This window comes from Castellaniella sp. FW104-7C03, from assembly GCF_040276085.1.
Classification (GTDB): Bacteria; Pseudomonadota; Gammaproteobacteria; order Burkholderiales; family Burkholderiaceae_B; genus Castellaniella.
The window spans coordinates 12796-34645 of the sequence record NZ_JBELOK010000003.1 but is presented as its reverse complement, the minus strand read 5'-3'; the positions used below and the strand labels follow the sequence as shown (position 1 = coordinate 34645).

Sequence of the window (21850 nt, the reverse complement as noted above, 5' to 3'; positions counted from 1 at the left end):
GCTTGCCGGTGTCAGATCTCAATGGTGTTCGATTTCCCAGCGCCGCGCATACTTGCGGGATTCTTGCCGGATTTTTTGATCCAGGCGCTGGATCAGCGTGTTTGGTGTGCCAGTCGGTGTTTGGTCGCTTAGCTTGTGTGCAACCAGATCCAGTGCGGAGGGCAGGGCATGATAGAGCTCTTTGGCCAGTTGCAGCACATAGCCGGGGGTAAGGCCCAATGCGTGGCTGAGTTGCCGAAGTTGCGTCACACCAATCTGGCCAGGCAAATTGGTATTACCAATCTTAAAGGCAAATTGCCGGGCCAGGCCAGGGTACAAGGTCGTGCACATGAGGTCGTAAAAAGGGGCCAGTTGCCAGCCGTGCGGTGTGGCCAGCACCGAGAGGTTTTTGGCGTGGCTGTCGTGGTTGCCCACAAACAGATTAAAAATAATCCACTGCACCAGGCGTTTAAGGTCTTTGGCGGGGATGCCAATGTCTTGCAACAGACGGCGGCAATCCGCTAGCGACGGCCCGCCATCGGCTTCGTATTTTGTGCCGGAGGGGATGCCGGCCAACTGGCAAAGATCTAGTTGGTGCAGGCGGGTGAGGCTGCCGTTTGGTTCTGCGTGGCGGTCGTAGCGTTGGATTAAGCACGCTTGGGTGTCTGGTTGATACTGCGCCTGGGCGGTGCCTAGCCCCAAGACGGCTGCCAGGTTCATCACCAGGGTTTCGTTTAGGGCCGATGCCCAGACGCCCGGCAAGCCCTGGATGTCTGGCTTGAGTATGTGTGACGAGGGGGCGGCTCCCAACGGAAACGCTGGCTGGCCGTCTGGAAAAATCATTAGTAGCAGTTTGGTTTGAGCCCCAGCCAACGAGATGCGCCTGTCTGGCTGGGATGGGGCGCCCAGCGCCGGGGCCGTCCCTTGGCGTAATTGTTGGCTGATGTGCTGCCAGGTGGTGCGCTGGTAGGCAGGTGGGGCAGGGGTCTCGCCCGGTGGCAGTAAGGTCAGGCTGCCGGCGGTATCACCAGCCACGCTTCGTAGCAAGCCGAAGACGGTGCTGGTATGGCGGCTGGCTTGCAGCAACCGACGTACGGGGCCTTCGGGCAGCAGATTCTCAAAAAAAGCGGTAACGGGGGGGCCCGAGAAATCACCTTCCTGTAGCGGAAACGCTGGGGCAATGGGTTGTGCGTTGCCTGTCTGTAGCCATTGAGGTTGATAACTGAACCGTAGGGGATGTTCGTCGTGCAAGATGCCAATATGCTGCCGGCCCTGGTAAACGTAAAGGGTTTGTGCCATGGGTATCACCTGCGTTTGCAGCGGATGATAACTTCCAGGCCCAGCAGGTCGATCATATCCAGCACCTTTTGCAATTGCATGGTGGGTTTGCCGTGTTCCAGATCGACAATAAAGCGGTTGCCCGTGCCGGATAAGCCGGCCAGGTCGCTTTGCCTCAAGGCCTGTGCCTGGCGGGTGACGCGTATCAACTGGCCAAGATCTTGGGCGGTGCGCACGGGGGTGTCGGGAGGTTGGCCAGGTGACGTGGACATAGAGAGGCCTGTGTATTACCGATCAGTAATTTTATGATGAAATCGCTTGAGTTTCAATCAAATATTACTGATCGGTAATTTATCGGGGTGCGAGTTTAAAACTCTGTCCACTCGTCCGTATCGGTGGTGCTGGGCGCTGGGCGCCCGGGGGCGCGCAGTGCCGGCCGGCTGCCGGAGGCTGCGGGTGCGGCGGGTGCGGCGGGTGTGGGCCGGGCCCGAGCAGGGGCGGGGCTGATCACTTTCTCGGGGGCCGAGAGCACCGGGGCGGGGCGGGCAGCGCCTGCTTGGCCTGCACTTGCCTGGCCCGCGCCTGTGTCCTGGTCGCCCAGTTTGAAGGTGGCCACCAGTTGTGCCAGGGTGTCGGCCTGCGACTGCAGGCTGGTGGCCGCGGCGGCGGACTCTTCGACCAGGCTGGCGTTTTGCCGCGTGACATCGTCCATCTGGGTGATGGCCGAGTTGATTTCCTCGATGCCGGTGGTTTGCTCGCGGTTGGCCGCGCTGATCTCGCCCATGATGTCGGTGACGCGGTTGATGCTGTCGACGATCTCCTGCATGGTGGCCCCGGCGTGGGCAGCTTGATCGTTGCCCTTGGTGGTGGCTTCCACCGAGCTGTCGATCAGGCCCTTGATCTCTTTGGCGGCGCTGGCCGAGCGTTGCGCCAGGGCGCGCACTTCGGCGGCCACCACGGCAAAGCCGCGGCCTTGCTCGCCGGCACGGGCGGCTTCGACAGCGGCGTTAAGCGCCAGGATGTTGGTCTGGAAGGCGATGGAGTCGATGACGCCGATGATGTCGGCCACCTGTTGCGACTTGCTGTTGATTTCGCCCATGGTGCCCACGAGCTCTGACACCAGCGAGCCGCCCTGCGTGGCGGTTTTGGCAGCGGCAGCGGCCAGGGTGTTGGCTTGCTGGGTGCTGTCGGCGTTTTGGCGCACGGTGGCGGTGATTTCTTCCATGGTGGCGGCGGTTTCAGCCAGGGAGCTGGCCTGCTGCTCGGTGCGCGAGGACAGATCCAGGTTACCGGCGGAGATCTGGCCGGAGGCCGCAGCAATTGAGGTGGCGCCGCTGCGCACTTCGCCCACAGCTTCGCGCAGGTTGTCGCCCATGGCATCCAGGGTGTGCAGCAACTGGCCGATTTCGTCCTTGCTGTTTACCTGCACGTGCAGGCTGAGATCCCGGCGCGAAACGGCGTCGGCCAGCCGGACGGCTTGGCGCAGCGGATGGGTAACCGAGCGCGTCACAAACCAGGCAAACAGCGGCCCCAGGATCAGGGCCAGCAGGGTGGCGATGCCCAGGATGGTTAGACCCAGGCGGTTGGCCTGGGTGCCATTGGCCACATCTTGAGCGACGATACTGTTTTGCAAGGCTTCGAGCTTGTCGATCTCGGCGATGTACTGCGCCGTGATCTTGGGCATCTCTTGGTTGAAGAACCGGTCGGCATCGGCGTAATCGCCGTTATCCAGATTCTTGAAGGCTTTGGCCCGGCCGTCTTGGTACTGGTCGCGAAACTCGAGTGCCTTTTTGAACTGGGCAGCGGCAGCCGGGTCGTTCAGGCCCTTTTGAATCTGATCGCGGATTTCGTCGGATTTCTGGTCTGTGGCGGCCATGCCGTCTTTAAAGACCTTGAGTACGTCCGGGTTGGTGAGATTGGCTGCGGCCAGTGCCTGGTTGGCATTGACGTCCACCTGACGGGCCCAGCGCAAAATGAGGGAGTTATTGTGTTGCCGCTGAATCAGCATGCTGCTGTCTTGCTCGGTCTGGTACATCCGCCAGGCGCCGATGCTGGATAGAATCAGCAACAACACAATCATCAGACCGAATCCCAGCGCCAGCCGGGTGCCGATTTTCAAGTTACGCATGAAGTCCTCGAGAGTGTGAACGGGGCAAATCATCGGCGCAAGATACGCCGTGCCCGATAAAAATGGCAAAAAAGAGTATTCAATTGTACGAAGGGCGGCCAAATCCAAACGGCCTAATAGAACCGCGGACAGGGCCTTTATTGGCTAAAAGGCGGGTGCTTGGGCGTATTTTTTGTGGCAGGGCGTGCCAGCGGCGCAATGGCCCGGTGGCTGGCAGCGTATCCGCACCGTCATGGCAGGGGCGCCGTACCGGTGGTGAACCAGGAGACGCTTATCTGGCAGCGTGCCTTGCCGCCAAGGGCTACTTGGCCGGGTGGGCTTGATAGCCATCAGGATTGCCGGATTGCCAGCGCCAGGTATCGGCCATCATCTGTGCAAGATCGCGTTGGGCTGTCCAGCCCAGTTCTTGCGCGGCTTTTTGAGCATCCGCCCAGCAGGCGGCGATGTCGCCCGGGCGGCGTGGTGCCAGCTGATAGGGGATTGTGCGTCCGCAGGCGGCCTCAAAGGCGTGGATCATTTGCAGCACCGAATACCCGGTGCCGGTGCCCAGGTTCCAGATATGCGTGCCGCTGTGGGCCTGCAGGTAATCCAGTGCAGCCAGATGGCCCAGGGCCAGGTCGACCACGTGGATGTAGTCACGCACGCCCGTGCCGTCAACCGTGGGGTAATCGCTGCCAAACACCGACACCTGCGGCAGGCGGCCCACTGCCACCTGGCTGATGTAGGGCAGCAGATTGTTGGGAATGCCGTGGGGGTCTTCGCCAATCTGGCCACTGGCGTGTGCGCCCACGGGATTGAAATAGCGCAGCAACGCGATGGCCCAGCGGGGGTCGGATGCAGCCAGATCCTGCAGGATGTGCTCGACCATGGCCTTGGATCGGCCATAGGGATTGGTGGGCTGGCCCAGTGGGCAGTTTTCATCAATGGGCACGCGTGCCGGCGTGCCATACACGGTGGCCGATGAACTGAATACCAGCCGGAACACGCCCGCATCGGCCATGGCCTGGCAAAGCGTCAGCGTGCCCGCAACATTATTGTCGTAATAGCTTAGTGGCTGCCGTACGCTTTCGCCCACGGCTTTCAGGCCGGCAAAATGCACCACGCCTTCGATCTGATGCTGGGTAAACAGCGCATCCAGCGTGGCGCGGTCGCGCACATCGCCCTGGATGAAGCCCGGGGTGCGACCGGTGAGGCTGGCTACGCGCGCCAAAGACTCTTGAGCGCTGTTGCATAGATTGTCCAGCACCAGCACATCGCGCCCGGTGCTTAAAAATTCCAGAACCGTGTGTGAACCGATATAACCGGCGCCGCCCGTGATCAAAAGCGTCATGGTGAAAAACCGAAGCAGTAGAAAAATCCAATGCTAGCAGTTTGGCGCGGATGAGGGCGTTGTCAGGGTGCGTCGGTGCGCCATGTGAAAGGGTCGGCACCAAAGCAATCCGCCGGCCGGGGTCCGTGGATCGGGCGCCCGACAGCGGTGTGTGCCCCTTGCTTGGCGCAGGCGGGTGCACCAAGCAACAAGGCCTGGGGATCAGGCTTTTGGCGTATAGGCGCTGCACCAGCCCTTGGCGTTGACGTCCTTGCCGCTGAAGATCGGACAGGGCCCCCAGGCGTCGCCCGCCTTGCCCTGGTATAGCTGGCAGGTGGCGCAGTGCTCTCCTGCTTTAAATTTGGGTTGCGCGGCGGCGTCTACCTGGGTGGCGTCGTGCTTGTAGCCCAGTTGTTTGGCCAGGGCGCTGTTTTCGTCGACGTGGTCGGCGGCCAGTGCCTGCCGGGAGAGCGCCAGGCTGGAGACCAGCCCTGCGCTGGAGATCAAGAAGGTGCGACGAGATGTTTTCATGGGGACTCCTGAGGAACCCCCCGCGGGCCAATCTATGTTTTAAGCTTCATTATTCGCCTGGTGGCGCAGCATGGCAAGTTGGCCCGCCGCTTATCGCGCCGTCAGGCGATAGACGGTGGTGGCCATCCGGGTTACACCGCGTGCGGCAAATTTTGGCTCGTGTGCCAGCACATCCCGGGTTTCCAGCGTGTCGATCTGCCAGCGGGTACCGTAATGGGCCTGCACTTCGGCATCCGGCACCGAAAACGGCGGGCCGTCCATCTCGGCCTGCGGGTAATCCAGCGTCAGCAGCAGAGTGCGGCAAGCGGCGGGCAGTTGCCCGTACACATGGGTGACATAGCGTTTGCGCAGGTCTGGTGTCAGGGCAATCAGGGCGGCGCGGTCGTAGCATCCCTGGCAATTGGCCAGGGTGGCAGCGTCCAGGTCAAAAATATCGCCGCATAAAAAATCGATGCCACCGGCCTGATACAAGCGGCCTTGCGGTGTGTCTTGCACGGTGGGCGTCAGGTGGTGTTCGGTAAAAAATTGCGTCACCGCCACGGGCGAGAGCTCTATTGCCAGCACACGATGGCCTTGTGCCGCCAGCCAGGCCACATCCAGCGATTTACCGGCCAGGGGCACCAGTACCCGGCTGTCCGGGGCCAGATCCAGTGAAGGCCAATGTTTTTGCAGCAGAGGCATGACACGGCTTTGATGAAAGCCTGTTTGCCCGTGTTCCCAGCGTTGCAGCCAGAAGTTCGTATCCATGCGTGTTCTCCGTGCGCGCGTCATCCCTGGCCAGTTTAGCGGTTCTGGATAACGCGCGAGCAGAGTTAGAAGTGGTACTCAGCCTGCAGGCGCGATTCGTACCGTAACTAAAAGTGAATTCATCCGGAATGGCGTTCGTTTCATAGTTTGGATATGCATTTGCAGATAAAACCCGCATAGCCCAGGTCTTTGCTCACGATGTACGGGAAATCCCTGTGTCATGACGACACAGGTCTATACATCGGGAAACTTGAATCCAGCCCGATGCGTCGCCATCATGGAAACGTTGTTCACGTAAGTCAGGAGTATCAACATGAATCATCTGATGAAAGCGTTTATGGCTGCGTCTGTGGTCGCCCTGGGGTTGGCCGGGCCGATGACGGCAGTACGGGCAGCGGGGCCGGCCAGTGCGGCCTCCTACGAGCCCATCGACAACCCCACCGAAGATCAGCTGAAACGTTACGCTGGCGCTGTGCGCGAAGTCAGCGACGTGGTGGCCGAATATCAACCGCGCCTTGAGGCCGCCGATAGCGCCGAAGCCAAGCAGGCTGTGCGTGTGGAAGCCGACCAGAAAATGGTGGATCGCGTAGAGGCGGGCGGGATGAGCGTGGCCGAATACAACGGCATCAGCAAAGCCGTGCGCAAGGATCCTGAGTTACGCAAGAAGGTAGAGCTTCTGGTCAGCCGAAGATAAGCGCTGGCCGCTTGGCTGCTTGGCTGGCTGGACGTCCTTGGAAGCCGGCAACGCAGCCACTTGCCAGAGCAGCAGCTGCCCCTGCCGTGGCTGCAGTTGATGGGATCTTTCTTTCCTTTGATATGTTGCTAATATATTTAAAGAATATTAGACTGAAGCCTGTTTTGTGATCCTGGTGCGCCTGCAATGGCCTGCACCAGTATCACGCAGGCCATTTCAAGGAAAGCGCGATGCACATCGAAGGTATTCTGGTTCCCATCATCACCCCGTTTGCCGAGGATGGCAGTGTCAATGTCCAGGCGCTGGGGCAATTGGTGGATCACTTTATTGATGCCGGGGTGGCCGGCATTGTGGCGTGCGGCACCACGGGCGAGTACTACGCCCTGACAGACGCCGAGCGCGACACCGTGCTGCAAACCGTGGCGCAAAAGGCCAAGGGCCGGGTGCTGGCGGTGGCCGGCATCAATGCCTTGTCTACGCCGCAATCCATCCAGCACGCGCAGCGTGCCCAGGCCCTGGGCTACGACGCCGTGATGCTGGCCACGCCCCCTTACAGCTTGCCCGAGCAAGCCGGCATTGTGCGCCACTTTGAAACCGTGGCTGCCGCCACGCCTTTGCCCATCATTTTGTACGATTTCCCCCAGCGCGTGGGCGTGCAGATTGCTGTGGAAACCGTGCTGCACCTGGCCAAGATCCCCAATATCGTGGCCATCAAAGAAAGCAGCGGCAACTTCAACCGCGCCCTGGCCCTGATCCAGGCCAACATCCCGGATTTTCAGATTATCAGCGGCTCGGACGATATGGCAGCGGATTTCCTGTTTTGGGGCGTGCGCAGCTGGATCAGCGGCGGCGCCAATGTGTTTCCGGCAGAACAGGTGCGGATGGTAAAGGCCGCCGCCCAAGGCCGTTGGGACGATGTGCGCCAATTGATGGCCGGTATGTATCCCGTGATCCAGGCGATGGAATCTGGTGACTACAACCAGAAAGCCAAGCTGGGCTGCCGCCGCCATGGCATCGAAGCCGGTACCGTGCGCCTGCCCCTGGCCCCGCTGTCCGAGGCTGATGCCCAGGCCTTTATGACCATGCTGGATGCTTACGTCTAAGGAGATCTCAATGCCCCAATCCCAAGCCCAGATTTTTGAACAGGCCCGCGCCGGTACTTTGTGGGCGGGCAATTTGATCCCCGGCCACACGCAGGTGGGCCGCCGGCTGGATAACACCACCCCCATCGATAACAGCATCATTGGCGCCATCGAAGCGGGCACGGCAGCGGATGTAGACCATGCCGTGCAGGTGGCGCGCACCAGTTTCAAATCGGGCGAGTGGTCGCAGTTGGCGCCCGCCGAGCGCAAGCGCGTGATGCTGCGCTGGGCTGATCTCCTGACTCAGCATTCCGAGGAGCTGGCTGCACTGGATTGTATGGATGCCGGCAAGCCCATTACCGAGTGCCTGAATACCGATCTTCCGGCCACGCTGGAGACGTTTCGCTGGTACGCCGAGGCCATCGACAAATGCTTTGGCCGCATTGCCCCCACGGGGCCGGATGCGCTGGGGCTGATCGTCAAAGAGCCCATCGGCGTGGTGGGCGCCGTACTGCCATGGAACTTCCCCGCCCAGATGTATGCCTGGAAAGTGGCTCCGGCATTGGCGGCGGGTAATTCGGTGGTGGTGAAACCGGCCGAGCTGACCTCTTTAAGCGCCTATCGCATGACGCAGTTGGCCTACGAGGCTGGCGTACCAGAGGGCGCCCTGTTATTGGTAACCGGCCTGGGCGAAGACGCCGGCGAGGCCCTGGGCCGCCACATGGATGTGGACATGGTGTCGTTTACCGGTTCCACCGAGGTGGGGCGTTACTTTTTAAAGTACGCAGCCGAAAGCAATCTCAAGGAGATTGTGCTGGAGTGCGGCGGTAAAAGCCCGCAAGTGATTTTTGATGACGCCGATCTGGACGGCCTGGTGGATCACGTGCTGGCCGCCGCGTTTTGGAATATGGGCGAAAACTGCAGCTGCGGCTCGCGTCTGATTGTGCAATCGGGCATCAAGGATGCGCTGCTGGCGCGCCTGCAAGCGGCCTTGTCCGGCTGGAAAACCGGCTTGCCCACGGATGCCTCGGTAAGCATCGGCCCCATGGTAGAACAAGCGCACTTCGAGAAGGTAAAGGGCTTTTTGCAGGGCGCGGCAGCCGAAGGCGCACGCCTGGTGCATGGCGGGCAGATCCGTGACGATATCGGCAGCGGCTGGTACGTAGAGCCCACCATCTTCGATCAGGTCTCGGCGCAATCCCGGCTGTTTCGCGAAGAAGTATTCGGGCCGATTTTGGCTGTTACCGCGTTTGACACCGAGGCCGAAGCCATCGAGCTGGCTAACGACAGCGCCTATGGGCTGGCGGCGTCGCTGTACACCCGCGATGTGTCGCGTGCCCAGCGTGTGGCCCGCGCCATCCAGGCGGGTACCGTGTCCATCAACGGGTTCTCCGAAGGCGATATCACCACGCCGTTTGGCGGCTACAAGCAATCCGGCTTTGGCGGCCGCGACAACGGCCTGGAAGCGCTGGATCAGTATCAGCAAACCAAGACGATCTGGTACGTGAATTGATTGCGACCCGCTTGCCTGGCGGGTTGCTGCGCCGGGCCAGCGGGTGGGTAGGGAATTGCAACCGCTTGCTTAAGCTTCAATCACCGTGCGGGTGAACTCGGTCAGGTAATCCATCAGCGCATCGGCGCCGGCCACGGCCTGGTCGGCGTCGTTGGCGTGGATGCCTTGTACTTCCACCAAGTGGCAACGGGCGCCGCGTTCCAGATCCCCCTCGTGCTGATAGGCATACCAGAAGCGCCGGCACTGGATGATCATCGGCACAATCGCCTGCACCGCATAGGGGTTGCGGCAGGCCTCGTGGTTGATGCGGTCCAGGGCCTGGTCGGCCTGCATATAGGCGGCGAGGTCACCACGCTGCGCCGCCGTCACCATATCCTGCCCGCATTGCAGCAGGCGGGCGCGTTGGTCGGGCGTGGCGCGCCGCGCTGAAGACACCGCAATCAGGCGCTCCAGCACCCGGCGGGTGTCAATCAGGATCAGGTGCTCGGCAATACGGATTTCGCTGACGCGCAGGCCGCGCCGGGGCTGCTGCTCGATCAGCCCGCTGGCCACCAGCCGCATCAGGGCTTCGCGGATGGGCGTGCGCCCAAGGCCTGTCAGCTGGATCAGCTCGCTTTCCACAATCGGCTGGTTGGGCTCGAGCTGCAGTGTGGCAATCATCTGCTCGATGGCGTCGTAGGCGGCTTCGGTGGCGCGTGTCTTGGGCACGGCGGCGCTGCGTGTGAGGCTCATGCCGGGATCCCCCAAGCAAAGGGGTCGTCGTCTTGCAGGATAAGCGTGGTTTCGCCGCTGATGTGTGCCTGCCCGCGCAGGGTGGGGATGACGGTGTTGTCGGGCCCGGCGTGATAAAAGGCCTGAAACTGGCTGCCGATGATGCTGTTCTGCCGCCAGGTCTGGCCTTCGGCCAGCTTGCCGTCGGCGGCCAGGCAGGCCAGTTTGGCGCTGGTGCCCGTGCCACAGGGCGATCTGTCGTACGCCTGGCCTGGGCACAGCACAAAGCTGCGGCTGTTGGCCTCGGGGTCGGGCCCAAACAGCTCGATGTGGTCGATCAGGGCATTATCGCGCCCGCGGATATTTTGTGCCTGCAGCGCTTGCTGGATGGCCACGGTGATTTGCGTCAGTGCCCGGGTGTCGGCACCTGCATGTACTTTATCGGGCGCATCTACCAAAAAGAACCAGTTGCCCCCCCAGGCGATGTCGCCGGTAATCGGGCCCAGGCCTGGTACGTCTACAGTTACCGCCTTGCGATAGCGATAGGAAGGCACGTTTTGCACGCTGACGCTTAAATCGTCGTGCAGCGTGGCCGATACCGTGCCCACCGGGGTTTCGATCTGGTGCGCGCCGGGCTGCAGGCGGCCCAGATAGGCCAGCGATACCACCAGCCCGATGGTGCCGTGGCCGCACATGCCCAAGTAGCCGGTGTTGTTGAAGAAGATGACGCCGGCCGCATTGGCCGGATCTTGCGGTGCGCACAGCAGCGCGCCCACCAGCACCTCGTGGCCGCGTGGCTCCAGGATCACCGCCTGGCGCCAGGCATCGTGTTGGGTGGCCAGCCGCGTGCGGCGCTGGGCCATATCGCCGTCGCCCAGGTCGGGAAACCCATCCAGCACCAGGCGCGTGGGTTCGCCGCCCGTGTGGGAATCCAGAATCCTGATGCGCCTTGTGTGCGTCATCTGCGTCATGTCCGTTTGCCCCATAAAGAGAACCGCTGCACCCGGTAAGGATGCAAATCGATGGCCGGTGTGTTTTGCGTGATGATGTCGCGCACCAGGCGGGCGGTGGCTGCGCTTTGCGTCAGCCCCAGATGGCCGTGGCCAAAGGCGTACACCACGGCAGGGTGACGCGGCGAGCGTGCAATGATGGGCAGGGAATCCGGCAAGCTTGGCCGAAACCCCATCCAGGGCGTGCCGTCCCGGGTATCCAGATCGGGTAAAAAGGCCTTGGCCTTGTTTAGCATGGCCTGCGCCCGCTGATAATTGGGGGCGCGCTTCAGGCCTGCAAGCTCTACCGCGCCGCCCACGCGGATGCCGCAACGCAGCGGCGACACCACAAAGCCGTGGTCGCTAAAGGTAATTTGCTGGCGCAGGTCCAGCGCATCGGGGGGCAGCGTGGTGTTGTAGCCGCGTTCGGTATCCAGCGGGATGCGGTCGCCCACGCCTTGTGCCAGCTGGCGCGAGTGCGCGCCGGCGGCCACCACCACTTGCCCGGCCTGCAGCAGGCGGCCGTCTTCGAGGATCAGCCGCACACCCTGGCCGCTGGGCTGCAGCCAGCGCACAGATTGCCGCAGATGCTGCACGCCGCGCGATTGCGCGCACTGGCCGATGGCCTGGCCCAACGCCTGGGGATCGCCCACATTGCGCCAGCCGGGGATGTACACCCCATGCGTGAAGCGCGGCGCCAGCCCCGGCTGACGTGCAGCCAGATCGGCTCCTTGCAGCACCTGGGCTTCGATGCCGTAGCGGTCGCGCCATTGCGCGGTGCCTTGGGCGGCCTGCATGCGGTGTGCGCCTTCGTAGACTTCAAGCACACCCTGGGTGTGCAGGTGCGATTGCAGCCCCGCGTTTTCCAGCAGGGCGTCCATCTCGGTTTGGGCCAGTTGCATCAGTGCCACCTGGGCGCGGATATTGGCAGGGTAGCGGTCTGGCAGGCTGGCGCGCCACAGCTGCAGCAGCCAGGGGGCAACGGGCAGCAAATAGCTGGGCGCCAGGCTGAGCGGGCCGAGGGGATCGGCCAGCCAGCGAAATGCCTGGCGGATAATGCGCGGCGAGGCCAGCGGCAGGATGTCGGCAAACGCCAGCGCACCGGCATTGCCTTTGCTGGCGCCGCTGGCCAGATCCTGGGGCTCGATCAGCACGACCTGTTGGCCGGTATCGGCCAGCGCCAGGGCGCAGCTGGCACCAATGATGCCGCCGCCAATAATGGCGATATCGCACGAGGAAGTTTCCATCGTGAAATAGTGGCACAGCCGATCTAAATATGCAATTAATATATTTAGAGGGATTTCGTCACTGTTTTCAGTGTGAACGCCTGGGTAGAAGCGGGGTGGCTACACGTGGAATGCCACGCAAGCGGGTGGATTACTCGGTGCCCCAGCGGCGTGCCAGGACCGCGCGCTCTAGTGCGCTGACGTACTGCTGGATGGTGATCTCGCGGTTGGCTGGCAGGTTGAAAAAGCGGCAAGCCACCATCAGCAGGGGGGTGCCGCCTTCTTGCAGCAGATGATTTTGGCGCAGCAGCCGCAGATTAACCGTGAGCGTGCCGGTGCCGGGCAAATTGAGGGTGCAGTCGTCAAAAAACGTGCCGGTGGGGTACTGGGCGAGGAGGTCGAGCTTGTCGATAAACTGCAGGCCGCCCGCGCTGATGTTGGCCAGCGGCAGGGTGGCCTGGCCACCTGGCAAGGCGGGGTCTTTAAGCGTGCAGGTGGCCGGGTTGCTGGCAGGCACATCCATGCGGAAGAATTCGCGTCGCTGCATGCGCCGCAACTGTGTGGGCCAGGGCATCAGGAATGCCGGCCGCCCGCCTTCGGTGGTGGGCTGCAGATGGCCGGTAAATTCGATCATCACGCGCTTTAGCATGCCTTGCAGCCGCACTACGGGCGCCCGCAGCAGTTGCGTGTTGATGGCGTCATCCGAGGCGTTATCCCACACCAGGGTTTTGGCCTTGCTGTCGACTTCGAGCAGGGTGGTGATGATGGAGACCGCGTGGCCAGGAATATCCATGCGCACCAGAGTGCGCTGCTTAAGCAGGCCTTGGACAATATTCTGGATGTCCAGGGCCTGGGATACCAGGTACGGATCGTCTTCTTGGGTAGCCATGTTGGGGGCGCAAAAAAGCAAGGGTGGATTAGCCTGAATTCTATCCGATAAGAATGGCAGGCAAACCGGTAAAAAAGCCCCCTTTTATACAGGAATACCCGTGACGGTTTACTCCAGCGCTTTAAGCATGTCCTCCAGTACTTTCTTGGCGTCGCCAAACACCATCATGGTTTTATCCATGTAAAACAGCTCGTTGTCCAGCCCGGCATAGCCGGCAGCCATCGAGCGCTTGTTGACGATCACGGTGCGCGCCTTGTAGGCCTCGAGAATCGGCATGCCGGCAATGGGCGAGCCTGGATCGTTTTTGGCGGCGGGGTTGACGACGTCGTTGGCGCCCAGCACCAGCACGACGTCGGTTTGGCCAAACTCGCCGTTGATGTCGTCCATCTCGAAGACCTGATCGTAGGGCACCTCGGCCTCGGCCAGCAGGACGTTCATGTGTCCAGGCATGCGTCCGGCCACTGGGTGGATGGCGTATTTGACGGTGACCCCCTGGCTGGCCAGTTTGCCGGCAAGCTCTTTAAGCGCATGCTGGGCGCGCGCCACGGCCAGGCCGTAACCCGGGATGATGGTGACCGACTCGGCGTTGCTCATGAGGAAAGCGGCGTCGTCGGGGCTGCCTGATTTGACACTGCGCTGGCCTGCGTTTGCATGGCCCGCGGCCGAGGGCTCGGCACCAAAACCACCCAAAATTACGTTGAAGAACGAGCGGTTCATAGCCCTGCACATGATGTAGGACAGAATTGCGCCAGACGAGCCCACCAATGAGCCGGCGATGATCAGCATCGGATTATTAAGCGAAAAACCGATGCCGGCGGCCGCCCACCCCGAGTAGCTGTTGAGCATGGAAATCACCACCGGCATATCGGCGCCGCCAATGGGGATGATGATGAGCACGCCCAGCAAAAATGCGATGAGCGCCATCAGCACAAAGGGCAGCCACGATTGCGTGGCCATGAACCAGAAGCCGCAGGCCAGCATGGTGATGGCCAGCACCAGGTTAAGCATATGCTGGCCGGGAAACACCACCGGGGCGCCCTTGAACAAGCGAAACTTGTATTTGCCCGACAGCTTGCCAAAGGCGATGACCGAACCCGAGAACGTGATGGCACCCACAAAGGTGCCAATGAAAAGCTCTAGCCGATTGCCGGTGGGCAAGGGCGCGCCCGGGGCGGCGATGCCAAAGGCGTGGGGCTCGGCCACCACGGCCACGGCAATGGCCACGGCTGCCAGGCCGATCATGCTGTGCATGAAGGCAATGAGCTCGGGCATTTTGGTCATCTCGACCTTGCGTGCCAGCAGCGTGCCGACGCTGCCGCCAATCAGCAGGCCCAGTACGATGCGGCCCAGGCCCAGGCCTGTGGTGCCGTCTGTGGCCAGGCTGATGATCAGCGCAGCGGTGGTGACGATGGCGATGGCCATGCCGACCATGCCAAAGAGATTGCCGCGACGCGAGGTGGTGGGGTGTGAAAGCCCTTTGAGTGCCTGGATGAAGCACACCGAGGCAACGAGATACAGCAGCGTAACGAGGTTGGCCGAAATCATGCCTGGCCTCCTTTGCGCTCTTTTTTCTTGAACATCTCAAGCATGCGCTGGGTAACCAGGAAGCCGCCAAAGACGTTGACGGCGGCCAGTGCCACGGCCAGCACGCCCATGCTTTGCGCCAGGCCGCCATCGGTAAGGCCGGCGGCCAGCATGGCGCCCACGATGACAATGGCGGAGATGGCGTTGGTGACGGCCATCAGCGGTGTATGCAGCGCCGGTGTGACGTTCCAGACCACGTGGAAGCCGACGTAGACCGCCAGCACGAAAATGATGATGTTCATGAGGGTTGGGTTGACGGCTTCCATTAGGCGCTCCGGAGCAGCGTGCCATCCTGGCAGACCAGGCAGGCTTTGATAATGTCGTCATCGGCCGGCAAGGCAAACTGGCCTTCGGCGTTGATGATGAGTTTCAGGAAATCCAGCAAGTTGCGGGCATACAGGGCCGAGGCATCGGTGGCCAGCAAGGCGGGCAGGTTGGTCAGCCCCACCAATGTCACGCCGTTGTGGTCGATGACTTCGCCGGCCACGGACAGCGGGCAATTGCCCCCGCGCTCGACGGCCAGATCCACCACCACCGAGCCCGGTTTCATGGCCTCGACGGTGTCGGGCTGGATCAGCACCGGTGCCGGGCGCCCGGGGATGAGCGCCGTGGTGATGACGATGTCGGCCTGCTTGCAGCGGTCGGCCACCAGCGCGGCCTGGCGGGCCATCCAGGCGGCCGGCATGGGGCGGGCATAGCCGCCGGTGCCTTGCGCGATTTCGCGCTCTTCGTCGGTTTCGTAGGGCACGTCGATAAATTTGCCGCCCAGGGATTCCACTTGCTCGCGCGCGGCGGGGCGCACATCCGAGGCCTCGACCACCGCACCCAGGCGGCGTGCGGTGGCGATGGCCTGAAGCCCCGCCACGCCCGCGCCCAGCACCACCACGCGGGCGGCCTTGAGCGTGCCCGCTGCGGTCATCATCATCGGAAAAATACGCCCATAATATTGGGTGGCCAGCAACACCGACTTATAGCCTGCCAGGTTTGCCTGCGAAGACAGCACGTCCAGGCTTTGTGCCCGCGTGGTGCGTGGCGCGGCTTCTAGTGCAAAGGCCGTCAGCCCGGCGTCGGCCAGGGTTTGCAGGCCATCGATGTCGAAGGGATCGAGCATGCCCAGCAAGACCGTGCCTGCGGACATGGCCGAGAGCTCTGCCGGCGTGGGGCGGCGCACCTTCAGTACCAGCGCACTGCCCAGGGCCTGTGCCGCATCGCCCAAGGTGGCGCCGGCGGCTTCGTAGTCGGTATCGCGATAGCGGGCGGCGTAACCGGCCTGGCGCTCGATCAGTACCTGATGGCCCGCCGCCACCAGCTTCTTGACGGTATCAGGGGTGGCGGCCACCCGTGTTTCGCCGGCCAGGGTTTCGCGGGGAATACCTATCTGCATGGCAGCCTCCGGACAATGCGACGGGCTTGGGGCATGGCGTCTCCTTGGGTAATTGTTATGAATTAATTGATTTATGGTACCGGTTAATTGGGTTTAGCTGCATCATCGCAGCATGATTTGCTTATTAGCCAGAACGATAGTGTGGCGGGGTGCCATCACCCTGGCCAATATTTTGCGACACAAACGCGGCCAAACAGATGCCCTTGTGGCCCGCCGCCGCCCCTGTATGGGTTAGCATCTCATATGTTTGTCGGCACGTGTGGCGGCAGTGCGCAGTCTGAAATGCGGGATTTATTATGAATGTCTGGTTGAAGCGGATCTTGTTCAGCCTGGTGGCCTTATTGTTGGCGGCCGTGGTAGGGCTGGCCATCTTTTTGCTTACCTTTAACCCCAATGAATACAAATCCCGGCTCGAGCAGCTGGTGTTTGAGCAATACGGGCGCACGCTTACTATTGGCGGAGACATCAGTTTGTCGCTGTTTCCGCGCATCGGCCTGGCAGTCGACGACGTCACGCTGTCCAATCGCAAATCCAAGGATACCTTCATCTCCATCGACAGCACGCGTTTTGCAGTGGCCATCTGGCCGTTGCTGTCACGCCAGCTGGTGGTCGATCACGTGGCCGTGTCCGGCCTGAAAGCCTGGGTGGTGCGCGATAAAGAGGGGCGATTCAATTTTTCCGACCTGATCGAATCCAGCGCAAACCCGGCCGCCGTGGCGGCCGCTGCGCCGGCGGCCCTGGTGCCGATGGCTGCCGGGGTGCAAACGCTGTTGGACAAGCCCGATGAGCGCCGCGACCTCAATATCGACATTGCCGGGCTGGATCTCAAAGACAGCCAGCTGCATTATCTGGATCAGGCCTCCGGCCTGGCCACCACATTTTCTGACATCCAGGCCAATACCGGGCGGGTTACCTACGACCAACCCTTTGATGTCTCGCTGAAAGCCAAGATGGCGGGCGATGACCCCGTGCAAAACGCGCAGGTGCAGGCCCAGGCCCTGTTGCGGATGGATCCCGCCCAAAAAGCGTACGGGGCACAAAAGATCAATGTGCAGATTACCGGCCGCCTGGGCAACTTCGACAAGCTCAATGCAGTGCTTAAAGGGGCGTTGGCCTACCAGGGCAACCAGCGCCAGTTTGCCGCCAATAATCTGGAACTCTCCATCAATGGCAATGTCATCGGGCCACACCCGGTGCAGGATGTCAAAGCCAGCCTCAGCGCCGATCAGCTGCGGCTGGATCAGCGCAATATGGAGCTCAAGGTGGCCAAGATGGCACTGCGCGCCTCGGGGCAGGATCAGGGGCGCAACCTTGAACTTGCCCTGGATGCACCGGCGCTGGCGGTGTCGCCGCAATCGGCCAAGGCCGACCCCATCGCGGCCACGCTTAAATCCACCGGAGACCAAACCCTGGCGGTGTCGCTGGGCCTGGATGGCTTGTCGGGCAATGCCAGCGAGTGGCAGTTTCGCAGTGTCAGCGTGGATGGCGCCCTTAACCTGGGCCAGCAGCTGCTGCAGGTAAAGATGGCCTCGCCGCTGTCCTGGAACACCATGCTGCGCAAAGGCGCGTTTACCGCCATCAAGGGCGACGTCAGCGTGCGTGATCAATCCAGCAAAGAGGCGGTCAACGAGTTTCCCATGATTGGCAGCCTGCACCTGGATCTGGTGCGCGACGCCCTGGATATCGAACTTAATGCGGTGCTGGATGGCAGCCAGGCAGCGCTTAAATCCACCACCACCCGGCTGGCGCAGCCCCAGACACAGTTTTCGCTCAAGGTGGATAAGCTGGATCTGAACCGCTGGATGCCGGTGCCCGTGGCCACAACAGACGCCGCCAAGGCGCCCGCGGACGGCCAGGAAAAAGGCAAGGGGGATACTCCGGTGGCACCGGCTGCCGCCCCTGCGCCGGCCCCCGAAACCCCGGTGGATCTTTCTTTCCTTAAAGGCAAAGACATCCAGGGCACCGTGCAGATTGGCGATCTGCGGTTTCGCGACATCCAGATCACCCAGCTCGAAGCCCCGGTGCGCATACTGGATAACGCGCTGTCGCTGCCCAAAGTGTCGGCCCATCTGTACGACGGCACCCTGGCCGGTCAGCTGCGTCTGGCAGCCGACCAATCACTGGCCATTAAGCTGAACCTGGATAAGCTTGCCGTGGGGCCCTTGCTGCAGGCGGCGTTGCGCAAAAACCTGCTGTCTGGCAAAGGGGCTGCACAAATCGATCTCACCACCCAGGGGCTGACGCCCAAACGTGCCGCCGCCACCCTGAATGGCCGGGTGGCCTGGCAGGTGCGTGATGGCGCGGTCCAGGGTGTGGATGCGGCCCAAACCCTTACCGAGGTGGCGGTTGCCCTGGGCAATATCGTCAAGGGCCGGCTGGATGCGGTGTCCTCGCCGTTTGATCCGCGCCGCAGTACAACCTTTAGTACGCTGGATGGCCGCGTCGATTTTAAAAACGGCTTGGGTACCATCAGCAAGCTGGCGCTTAATTCGGATCTGCTCAAGGTGACGGCGGGCAAGCCCGCCACGCTGAATGTACCCGCGCAACAACTGGATGTGCTGTTGATGGCGCAGGTGGCCAATCGTCCGCCCAAGGCGCTGGCCGGCACCCTGGGAGCCCTGGCCGGCGTGACGTTTCCGGTGCGGATTCAAGGGGCCTGGGATAAGCCCCGCTACAGTGTGCAGTGGGATGTGATCCGCAACCAGACAATTCAGCGGGCAGTCAAATCCGGCCTGATGGACCTGATCAAAGGTAATGATCCCATCGAGCAGGCCCTGCCGCAATCCGATTCCGGCGATGCCGCCGGCAGTAAAACACCCGCGCCGCAGGCTGATCCTGTCGAGCGCATTGGCAAGGCCCTGAAAGGCCTGCTGGGTAACTGATCAACCCTGACGCAAGGAATCTTCACATGGATGCAAGCCACACCGAACCCGTTGCCGGCGCCCCCGCAGCGGCCGATGCCACCGACTACGACCGCCGCTGGCTGGTGGTGGATGCCCAGAACGCCTGGCTGAACGCCAGCCAGGCGCCGGCGTTGGCACAGCTGCAGCTGCAGCTGCGGTTTGGTTATCTGGTGTTGCGTGCCCCGGGCATGCTGCGTCTGGATATCCCGCTGGATGTGATCGAGGACGACGCCAGTGTCGAGGCCACTGCGCAGGTGTCTGACCAGACGGTGCGTGCTGTCGATGAAGGCGAATTGGCGGCCGCGTGGTTTACCGATTACCTGGGCCAGCCCTGCCGCTTGTTGAAAGTGCACCCCGAGGCCGGCGCTGTGGCCTGGCCGGATCGGTAAGACAGGGGCTCAGGCTTCGCCGCTGGCGGCCCGTTGTTCGCGCAGGGCCTTGGCCTTGGTGTGCAGCCAGCGCTCTACCGAGGGAAACACAAACTTGCTGACGTCCCCGCCCAGTATGGCAATCTCGCGCACGATGGTGCCGGAGATAAACTGGTATTGATCCGAGGGCGTCATGAACAAGGTTTCTACTTCGGGCAGCAGGTGGCGGTTCATGCCGGCCATCTGAAACTCGTATTCAAAATCGGATACCGCCCGCAGGCCACGCACAATCACGCGGGCTTCTTGCTCGCGCACAAAATCCTTGAGCAAGCCGCCAAAGCTGCGCACGCGCACGTTGGGATAGTGTCCCAGCACTTCTTCGGCGATTTCCAGGCGCTCTTGCACCGAGAAAAACGGTTTCTTGTTTAGGCTGACTGCTACGCCCACCACCACCTGGTCGAACAGGCCGGCCGCGCGGCGCACGAGGTCTTCGTGACCTCGTGTCAGGGGATCGAAGGTTCCGGGGTAGACAGCAGTAATCATGCGCTCTCCGATAGGGAGTGAGAGATGTCCGGCAGGGACACCGAAAAGCCATTATTGCCAGTTTTTTGCAATGCAGCAAATTGTCGCAGTGCGTAATGCACCTGCCCGGCCCGACCTTGGCGCAGCAGGGGCCAGGTATCGGGCCAGGTGATATCGGTGGTCTCGGACTCGAGATACAGCAGGCCGCCGGGCACCAGCGCACGCGCCAGCAGTGGCTGCAGGCGTTGAATCCACTGGCCGCCAAACGGAGGATCCAGCAGCACAAGATCGAACGAGGCCTGGGGCAGCGATTGCAAATAGGCCAGGGCGTCGCCCGCATGGATGCGGATGGCTGGTGCTTGCAGGCGGGCCTGTACGGCACGCAGGGCGGCCAGTGTGCCGGGGGCTTGCTCGACCAATTGAGCCAGCGCGACCCCGCGCGAGGCGGCCTCGAAACCCAGGGCGCCGGAGCCGGCAAACAGATCCAGCACGCGTCGCGATGCAAAATCACCGGCCCAAAAATGCTGCAGCCAGTTGAACAGGGTTTCGCGCACGCGGTCGGGCGTGGGGCGCAGGTGATCACCGTCAATGACGGAAATCGGTGTGCGACGGTACTGACCGCCTACAATACGGATCTGATGTTTTTTCATGCGCAGCCCGTCAAGATCGGTGCGGCGTTGGGCACTCGCCAAACTACCCAGTTTAAAGCCTATGTTCAGTTTCTTTAAACGCAAGAAATCCTCCCCCGAGGCGCCTGTCGCCGACGTGGTGGCGGATATCACGCAAGACACCCCTGAAATCGCACCGGTGGCGCCCACCGAGTTGCCGCCCGAAGCCCTGGCAACCGGCGCTGGTCAGCCGCCATTGCCCGAAGTTGCGCCCGTGGCCCCCACCGAAATCCCGGCGGTTTCCGGGGCCGGGCTGGCTGAGGATGCGCAGGAAGACATGGTGCCTGTCCAGGACGATAGTCGCGGGGGGGCAATCACCCAGCCACCAGACCCGTGGTCGTCCATGGATCTGGAGACCGATCCTTTGGCACGTCTGGACCAAGGCGAGACACGGGCATCTGGCGACGCCGGGGGCGGCTCTTGGCTGTCGCGTCTGCGCCGTGGCCTGTCGCGCACCGGCCAAAGCCTGGGTGGCCTGTTTGTGGGCGTCAAGGTAGACGAGGCCCTATTCGAAGAACTGGAAACCGCCCTCATCATGGCCGATGCCGGGGTGGATGCCACCGAGACCCTGATCGCGGCCTTGCGTGCACGCGTGCGCAAGCAGCGGCTGGATCAGCCCGAGGCGGTACGCGATGCCCTCAAGGATATTTTGGCCAATCACCTGAAGGTGCTGGAAAAACCCTTTGTGGTGGGCGAGGCCGCCCCGATGGTGGTGATGATTGCCGGTGTCAACGGCGCGGGCAAAACCACGTCGATTGGCAAGCTGGCCCACGCCTTGCAGGCCCGCAAGGCCAGTGTGTTGCTGGCTGCGGGCGATACCTTCCGGGCGGCCGCCCGCGAGCAACTGGTGGCCTGGGGCAGCCGCAATGGTGTCACCGTGATCGCCCAGGAGGGCGGCGATCCCGCCGCCGTGGCCTTCGATGCCGTCAATGCCGGGCGTGCGCGCTCGGCCGATGTGGTGCTGGTGGATACGGCCGGGCGCCTGCCCACGCAGCTGCATCTGATGGAAGAGCTGAAAAAGATCAAGCGGGTGATCAGCAAGGCCGACCCCAGCGCACCCCACGAAGTACTGCTGGTGGTGGATGGCAACACCGGCCAAAATGCCCTGGCGCAAATCCGTGCCTTTGATGCGGCCCTGGGCCTGACAGGCCTGATCGTCACCAAATTGGATGGCACAGCCAAGGGTGGCACCCTGGCCGCGGTGGCGGCCGGCAGCCAGGGCGTGCGGCCGGTGCCGGTGTACTGGATTGGCGTGGGCGAAGCCATGCAAGACCTACAACCCTTTGTGGCGGCCGAATTTGCCGAGGCCTTGCTGGGGAGTCGTTAAAATGATTCTCAACCCTTT

At 62.2% G+C, this 21850-nt stretch carries 21 protein-coding genes; 6 read left to right on the top strand and 15 right to left on the bottom strand.

Annotated features, from left to right (window positions below):
* Positions 1-18: 18 nt before the first annotated feature.
* The 6 genes from ABS758_RS04170 to ABS758_RS04145 form a co-directional block, all read right to left on the bottom strand.
* Positions 19-1278 carry a type II toxin-antitoxin system HipA family toxin gene (locus tag ABS758_RS04170; protein ID WP_350380909.1) on the bottom strand — a complete coding sequence of 420 codons (1260 nt, stop codon included), beginning with the start codon at positions 1276-1278 and terminating at the stop codon, positions 19-21.
* Positions 1279-1283: 5 nt separating this feature from the next.
* On the bottom strand, positions 1284-1529 hold the full coding sequence (locus ABS758_RS04165; RefSeq protein WP_350380907.1) for a helix-turn-helix domain-containing protein: 246 nt from the start codon (positions 1527-1529) through the stop codon (positions 1284-1286).
* Between the two features lie 95 nt (positions 1530-1624).
* Positions 1625-3385 (bottom strand): methyl-accepting chemotaxis protein, encoded by a 1761-nt coding sequence (locus tag ABS758_RS04160; RefSeq protein WP_350380906.1) that lies wholly within the window; start codon positions 3383-3385, stop codon positions 1625-1627.
* A 301-nt stretch (positions 3386-3686) separates the two neighbouring features.
* Positions 3687-4715: a UDP-glucose 4-epimerase GalE gene (gene galE, locus ABS758_RS04155; protein WP_350380905.1), complete on the bottom strand. Its 1029-nt coding sequence runs from the start codon at positions 4713-4715 to the stop codon at positions 3687-3689.
* A gap of 201 nt (positions 4716-4916) precedes the next feature.
* Positions 4917-5225 carry a high-potential iron-sulfur protein gene (locus ABS758_RS04150; protein ID WP_350380904.1) on the bottom strand — a complete coding sequence of 103 codons (309 nt, stop codon included), beginning with the start codon at positions 5223-5225 and terminating at the stop codon, positions 4917-4919.
* 90 nt (positions 5226-5315) lie between these two features.
* Positions 5316-5972, bottom strand: a complete 657-nt coding sequence (locus ABS758_RS04145) for a thiopurine S-methyltransferase (protein WP_350380902.1) — start codon at positions 5970-5972, stop codon at positions 5316-5318.
* Positions 5973-6285: 313 nt separating this feature from the next.
* Here ABS758_RS04145 and ABS758_RS04140 point away from each other — a divergent pair, with 313 nt between their 5' ends.
* The 3 genes from ABS758_RS04140 to ABS758_RS04130 all read left to right on the top strand — a co-directional run bounded on the left by ABS758_RS04140 (position 6286) and on the right by ABS758_RS04130 (position 9261).
* Positions 6286-6666, top strand: coding sequence for a DUF4168 domain-containing protein (locus ABS758_RS04140; RefSeq protein ID WP_350380900.1), 381 nt, complete (start codon positions 6286-6288; stop codon positions 6664-6666).
* A gap of 230 nt (positions 6667-6896) precedes the next feature.
* Positions 6897-7769 carry a 4-hydroxy-tetrahydrodipicolinate synthase gene (dapA, locus tag ABS758_RS04135; protein WP_350380899.1) on the top strand — a complete coding sequence of 291 codons (873 nt, stop codon included), beginning with the start codon at positions 6897-6899 and terminating at the stop codon, positions 7767-7769.
* A gap of 10 nt (positions 7770-7779) precedes the next feature.
* Positions 7780-9261, top strand: coding sequence for an aldehyde dehydrogenase (locus ABS758_RS04130; RefSeq protein ID WP_350380898.1), 1482 nt, complete (start codon positions 7780-7782; stop codon positions 9259-9261).
* A gap of 69 nt (positions 9262-9330) precedes the next feature.
* On the opposite strand, the gene ABS758_RS04125 is transcribed toward ABS758_RS04130, so the two are convergent.
* The 7 genes from ABS758_RS04125 to ABS758_RS04095 form a co-directional block, all read right to left on the bottom strand.
* Positions 9331-9993, bottom strand: coding sequence for a GntR family transcriptional regulator (locus tag ABS758_RS04125; RefSeq protein ID WP_350380897.1), 663 nt, complete (start codon positions 9991-9993; stop codon positions 9331-9333).
* Complete coding sequence (locus ABS758_RS04120; RefSeq protein ID WP_350380896.1) at positions 9990-10934, bottom strand: 4-hydroxyproline epimerase; 945 nt, start codon at positions 10932-10934, stop codon at positions 9990-9992. Before ABS758_RS04120 ends, ABS758_RS04125 begins: the two co-directional genes overlap by 4 nt.
* 5 nt (positions 10935-10939) lie before the next feature.
* On the bottom strand, positions 10940-12208 hold the full coding sequence (locus ABS758_RS04115; RefSeq protein WP_350380894.1) for an NAD(P)/FAD-dependent oxidoreductase: 1269 nt from the start codon (positions 12206-12208) through the stop codon (positions 10940-10942).
* A 130-nt stretch (positions 12209-12338) separates the two neighbouring features.
* The gene (locus tag ABS758_RS04110) at positions 12339-13076 is read right to left on the bottom strand and encodes a flagellar brake protein (RefSeq protein ID WP_350380893.1); all 738 of its coding nucleotides are present in this window, start codon (positions 13074-13076) and stop codon (positions 12339-12341) included.
* Positions 13077-13184: 108 nt separating this feature from the next.
* On the bottom strand, positions 13185-14621 hold the full coding sequence (locus tag ABS758_RS04105; RefSeq protein ID WP_350380892.1) for an NAD(P)(+) transhydrogenase (Re/Si-specific) subunit beta: 1437 nt from the start codon (positions 14619-14621) through the stop codon (positions 13185-13187).
* Positions 14618-14926: an NAD(P) transhydrogenase subunit alpha part 2 gene (locus tag ABS758_RS04100; protein WP_350380890.1), complete on the bottom strand. Its 309-nt coding sequence runs from the start codon at positions 14924-14926 to the stop codon at positions 14618-14620. Before ABS758_RS04100 ends, ABS758_RS04105 begins: the two co-directional genes overlap by 4 nt.
* A complete protein-coding gene (locus ABS758_RS04095; protein ID WP_350380889.1) occupies positions 14926-16044 on the bottom strand; it encodes a Re/Si-specific NAD(P)(+) transhydrogenase subunit alpha in 1119 nt (372 codons plus the stop codon). The genes ABS758_RS04100 and ABS758_RS04095 overlap by 1 nt, the downstream gene beginning before the upstream one ends.
* A gap of 296 nt (positions 16045-16340) precedes the next feature.
* Here ABS758_RS04095 and ABS758_RS04090 point away from each other — a divergent pair, with 296 nt between their 5' ends.
* Both ABS758_RS04090 and ABS758_RS04085 read left to right on the top strand, forming a co-directional pair.
* Positions 16341-18926 carry an AsmA family protein gene (locus ABS758_RS04090; protein ID WP_350380887.1) on the top strand — a complete coding sequence of 862 codons (2586 nt, stop codon included), beginning with the start codon at positions 16341-16343 and terminating at the stop codon, positions 18924-18926.
* 26 nt (positions 18927-18952) lie between these two features.
* On the top strand, positions 18953-19336 hold the full coding sequence (locus ABS758_RS04085; RefSeq protein WP_350380885.1) for an MOSC N-terminal beta barrel domain-containing protein: 384 nt from the start codon (positions 18953-18955) through the stop codon (positions 19334-19336).
* A 9-nt stretch (positions 19337-19345) separates the two neighbouring features.
* On the opposite strand, the gene coaD is transcribed toward ABS758_RS04085, so the two are convergent.
* Both coaD and ABS758_RS04075 read right to left on the bottom strand, forming a co-directional pair.
* Positions 19346-19858, bottom strand: coding sequence for a pantetheine-phosphate adenylyltransferase (gene coaD / locus ABS758_RS04080; RefSeq protein WP_350380883.1), 513 nt, complete (start codon positions 19856-19858; stop codon positions 19346-19348).
* Positions 19855-20487: an RsmD family RNA methyltransferase gene (locus ABS758_RS04075; RefSeq protein WP_350380881.1), complete on the bottom strand. Its 633-nt coding sequence runs from the start codon at positions 20485-20487 to the stop codon at positions 19855-19857. Before ABS758_RS04075 ends, coaD begins: the two co-directional genes overlap by 4 nt.
* A 61-nt stretch (positions 20488-20548) precedes the next feature.
* On the opposite strand from ABS758_RS04075, the gene ftsY reads away from it, so the two are divergent.
* Complete coding sequence (gene ftsY / locus ABS758_RS04070; RefSeq protein ID WP_350380879.1) at positions 20549-21832, top strand: signal recognition particle-docking protein FtsY; 1284 nt, start codon at positions 20549-20551, stop codon at positions 21830-21832.
* Positions 21833-21850: the final 18 nt, after the last annotated feature.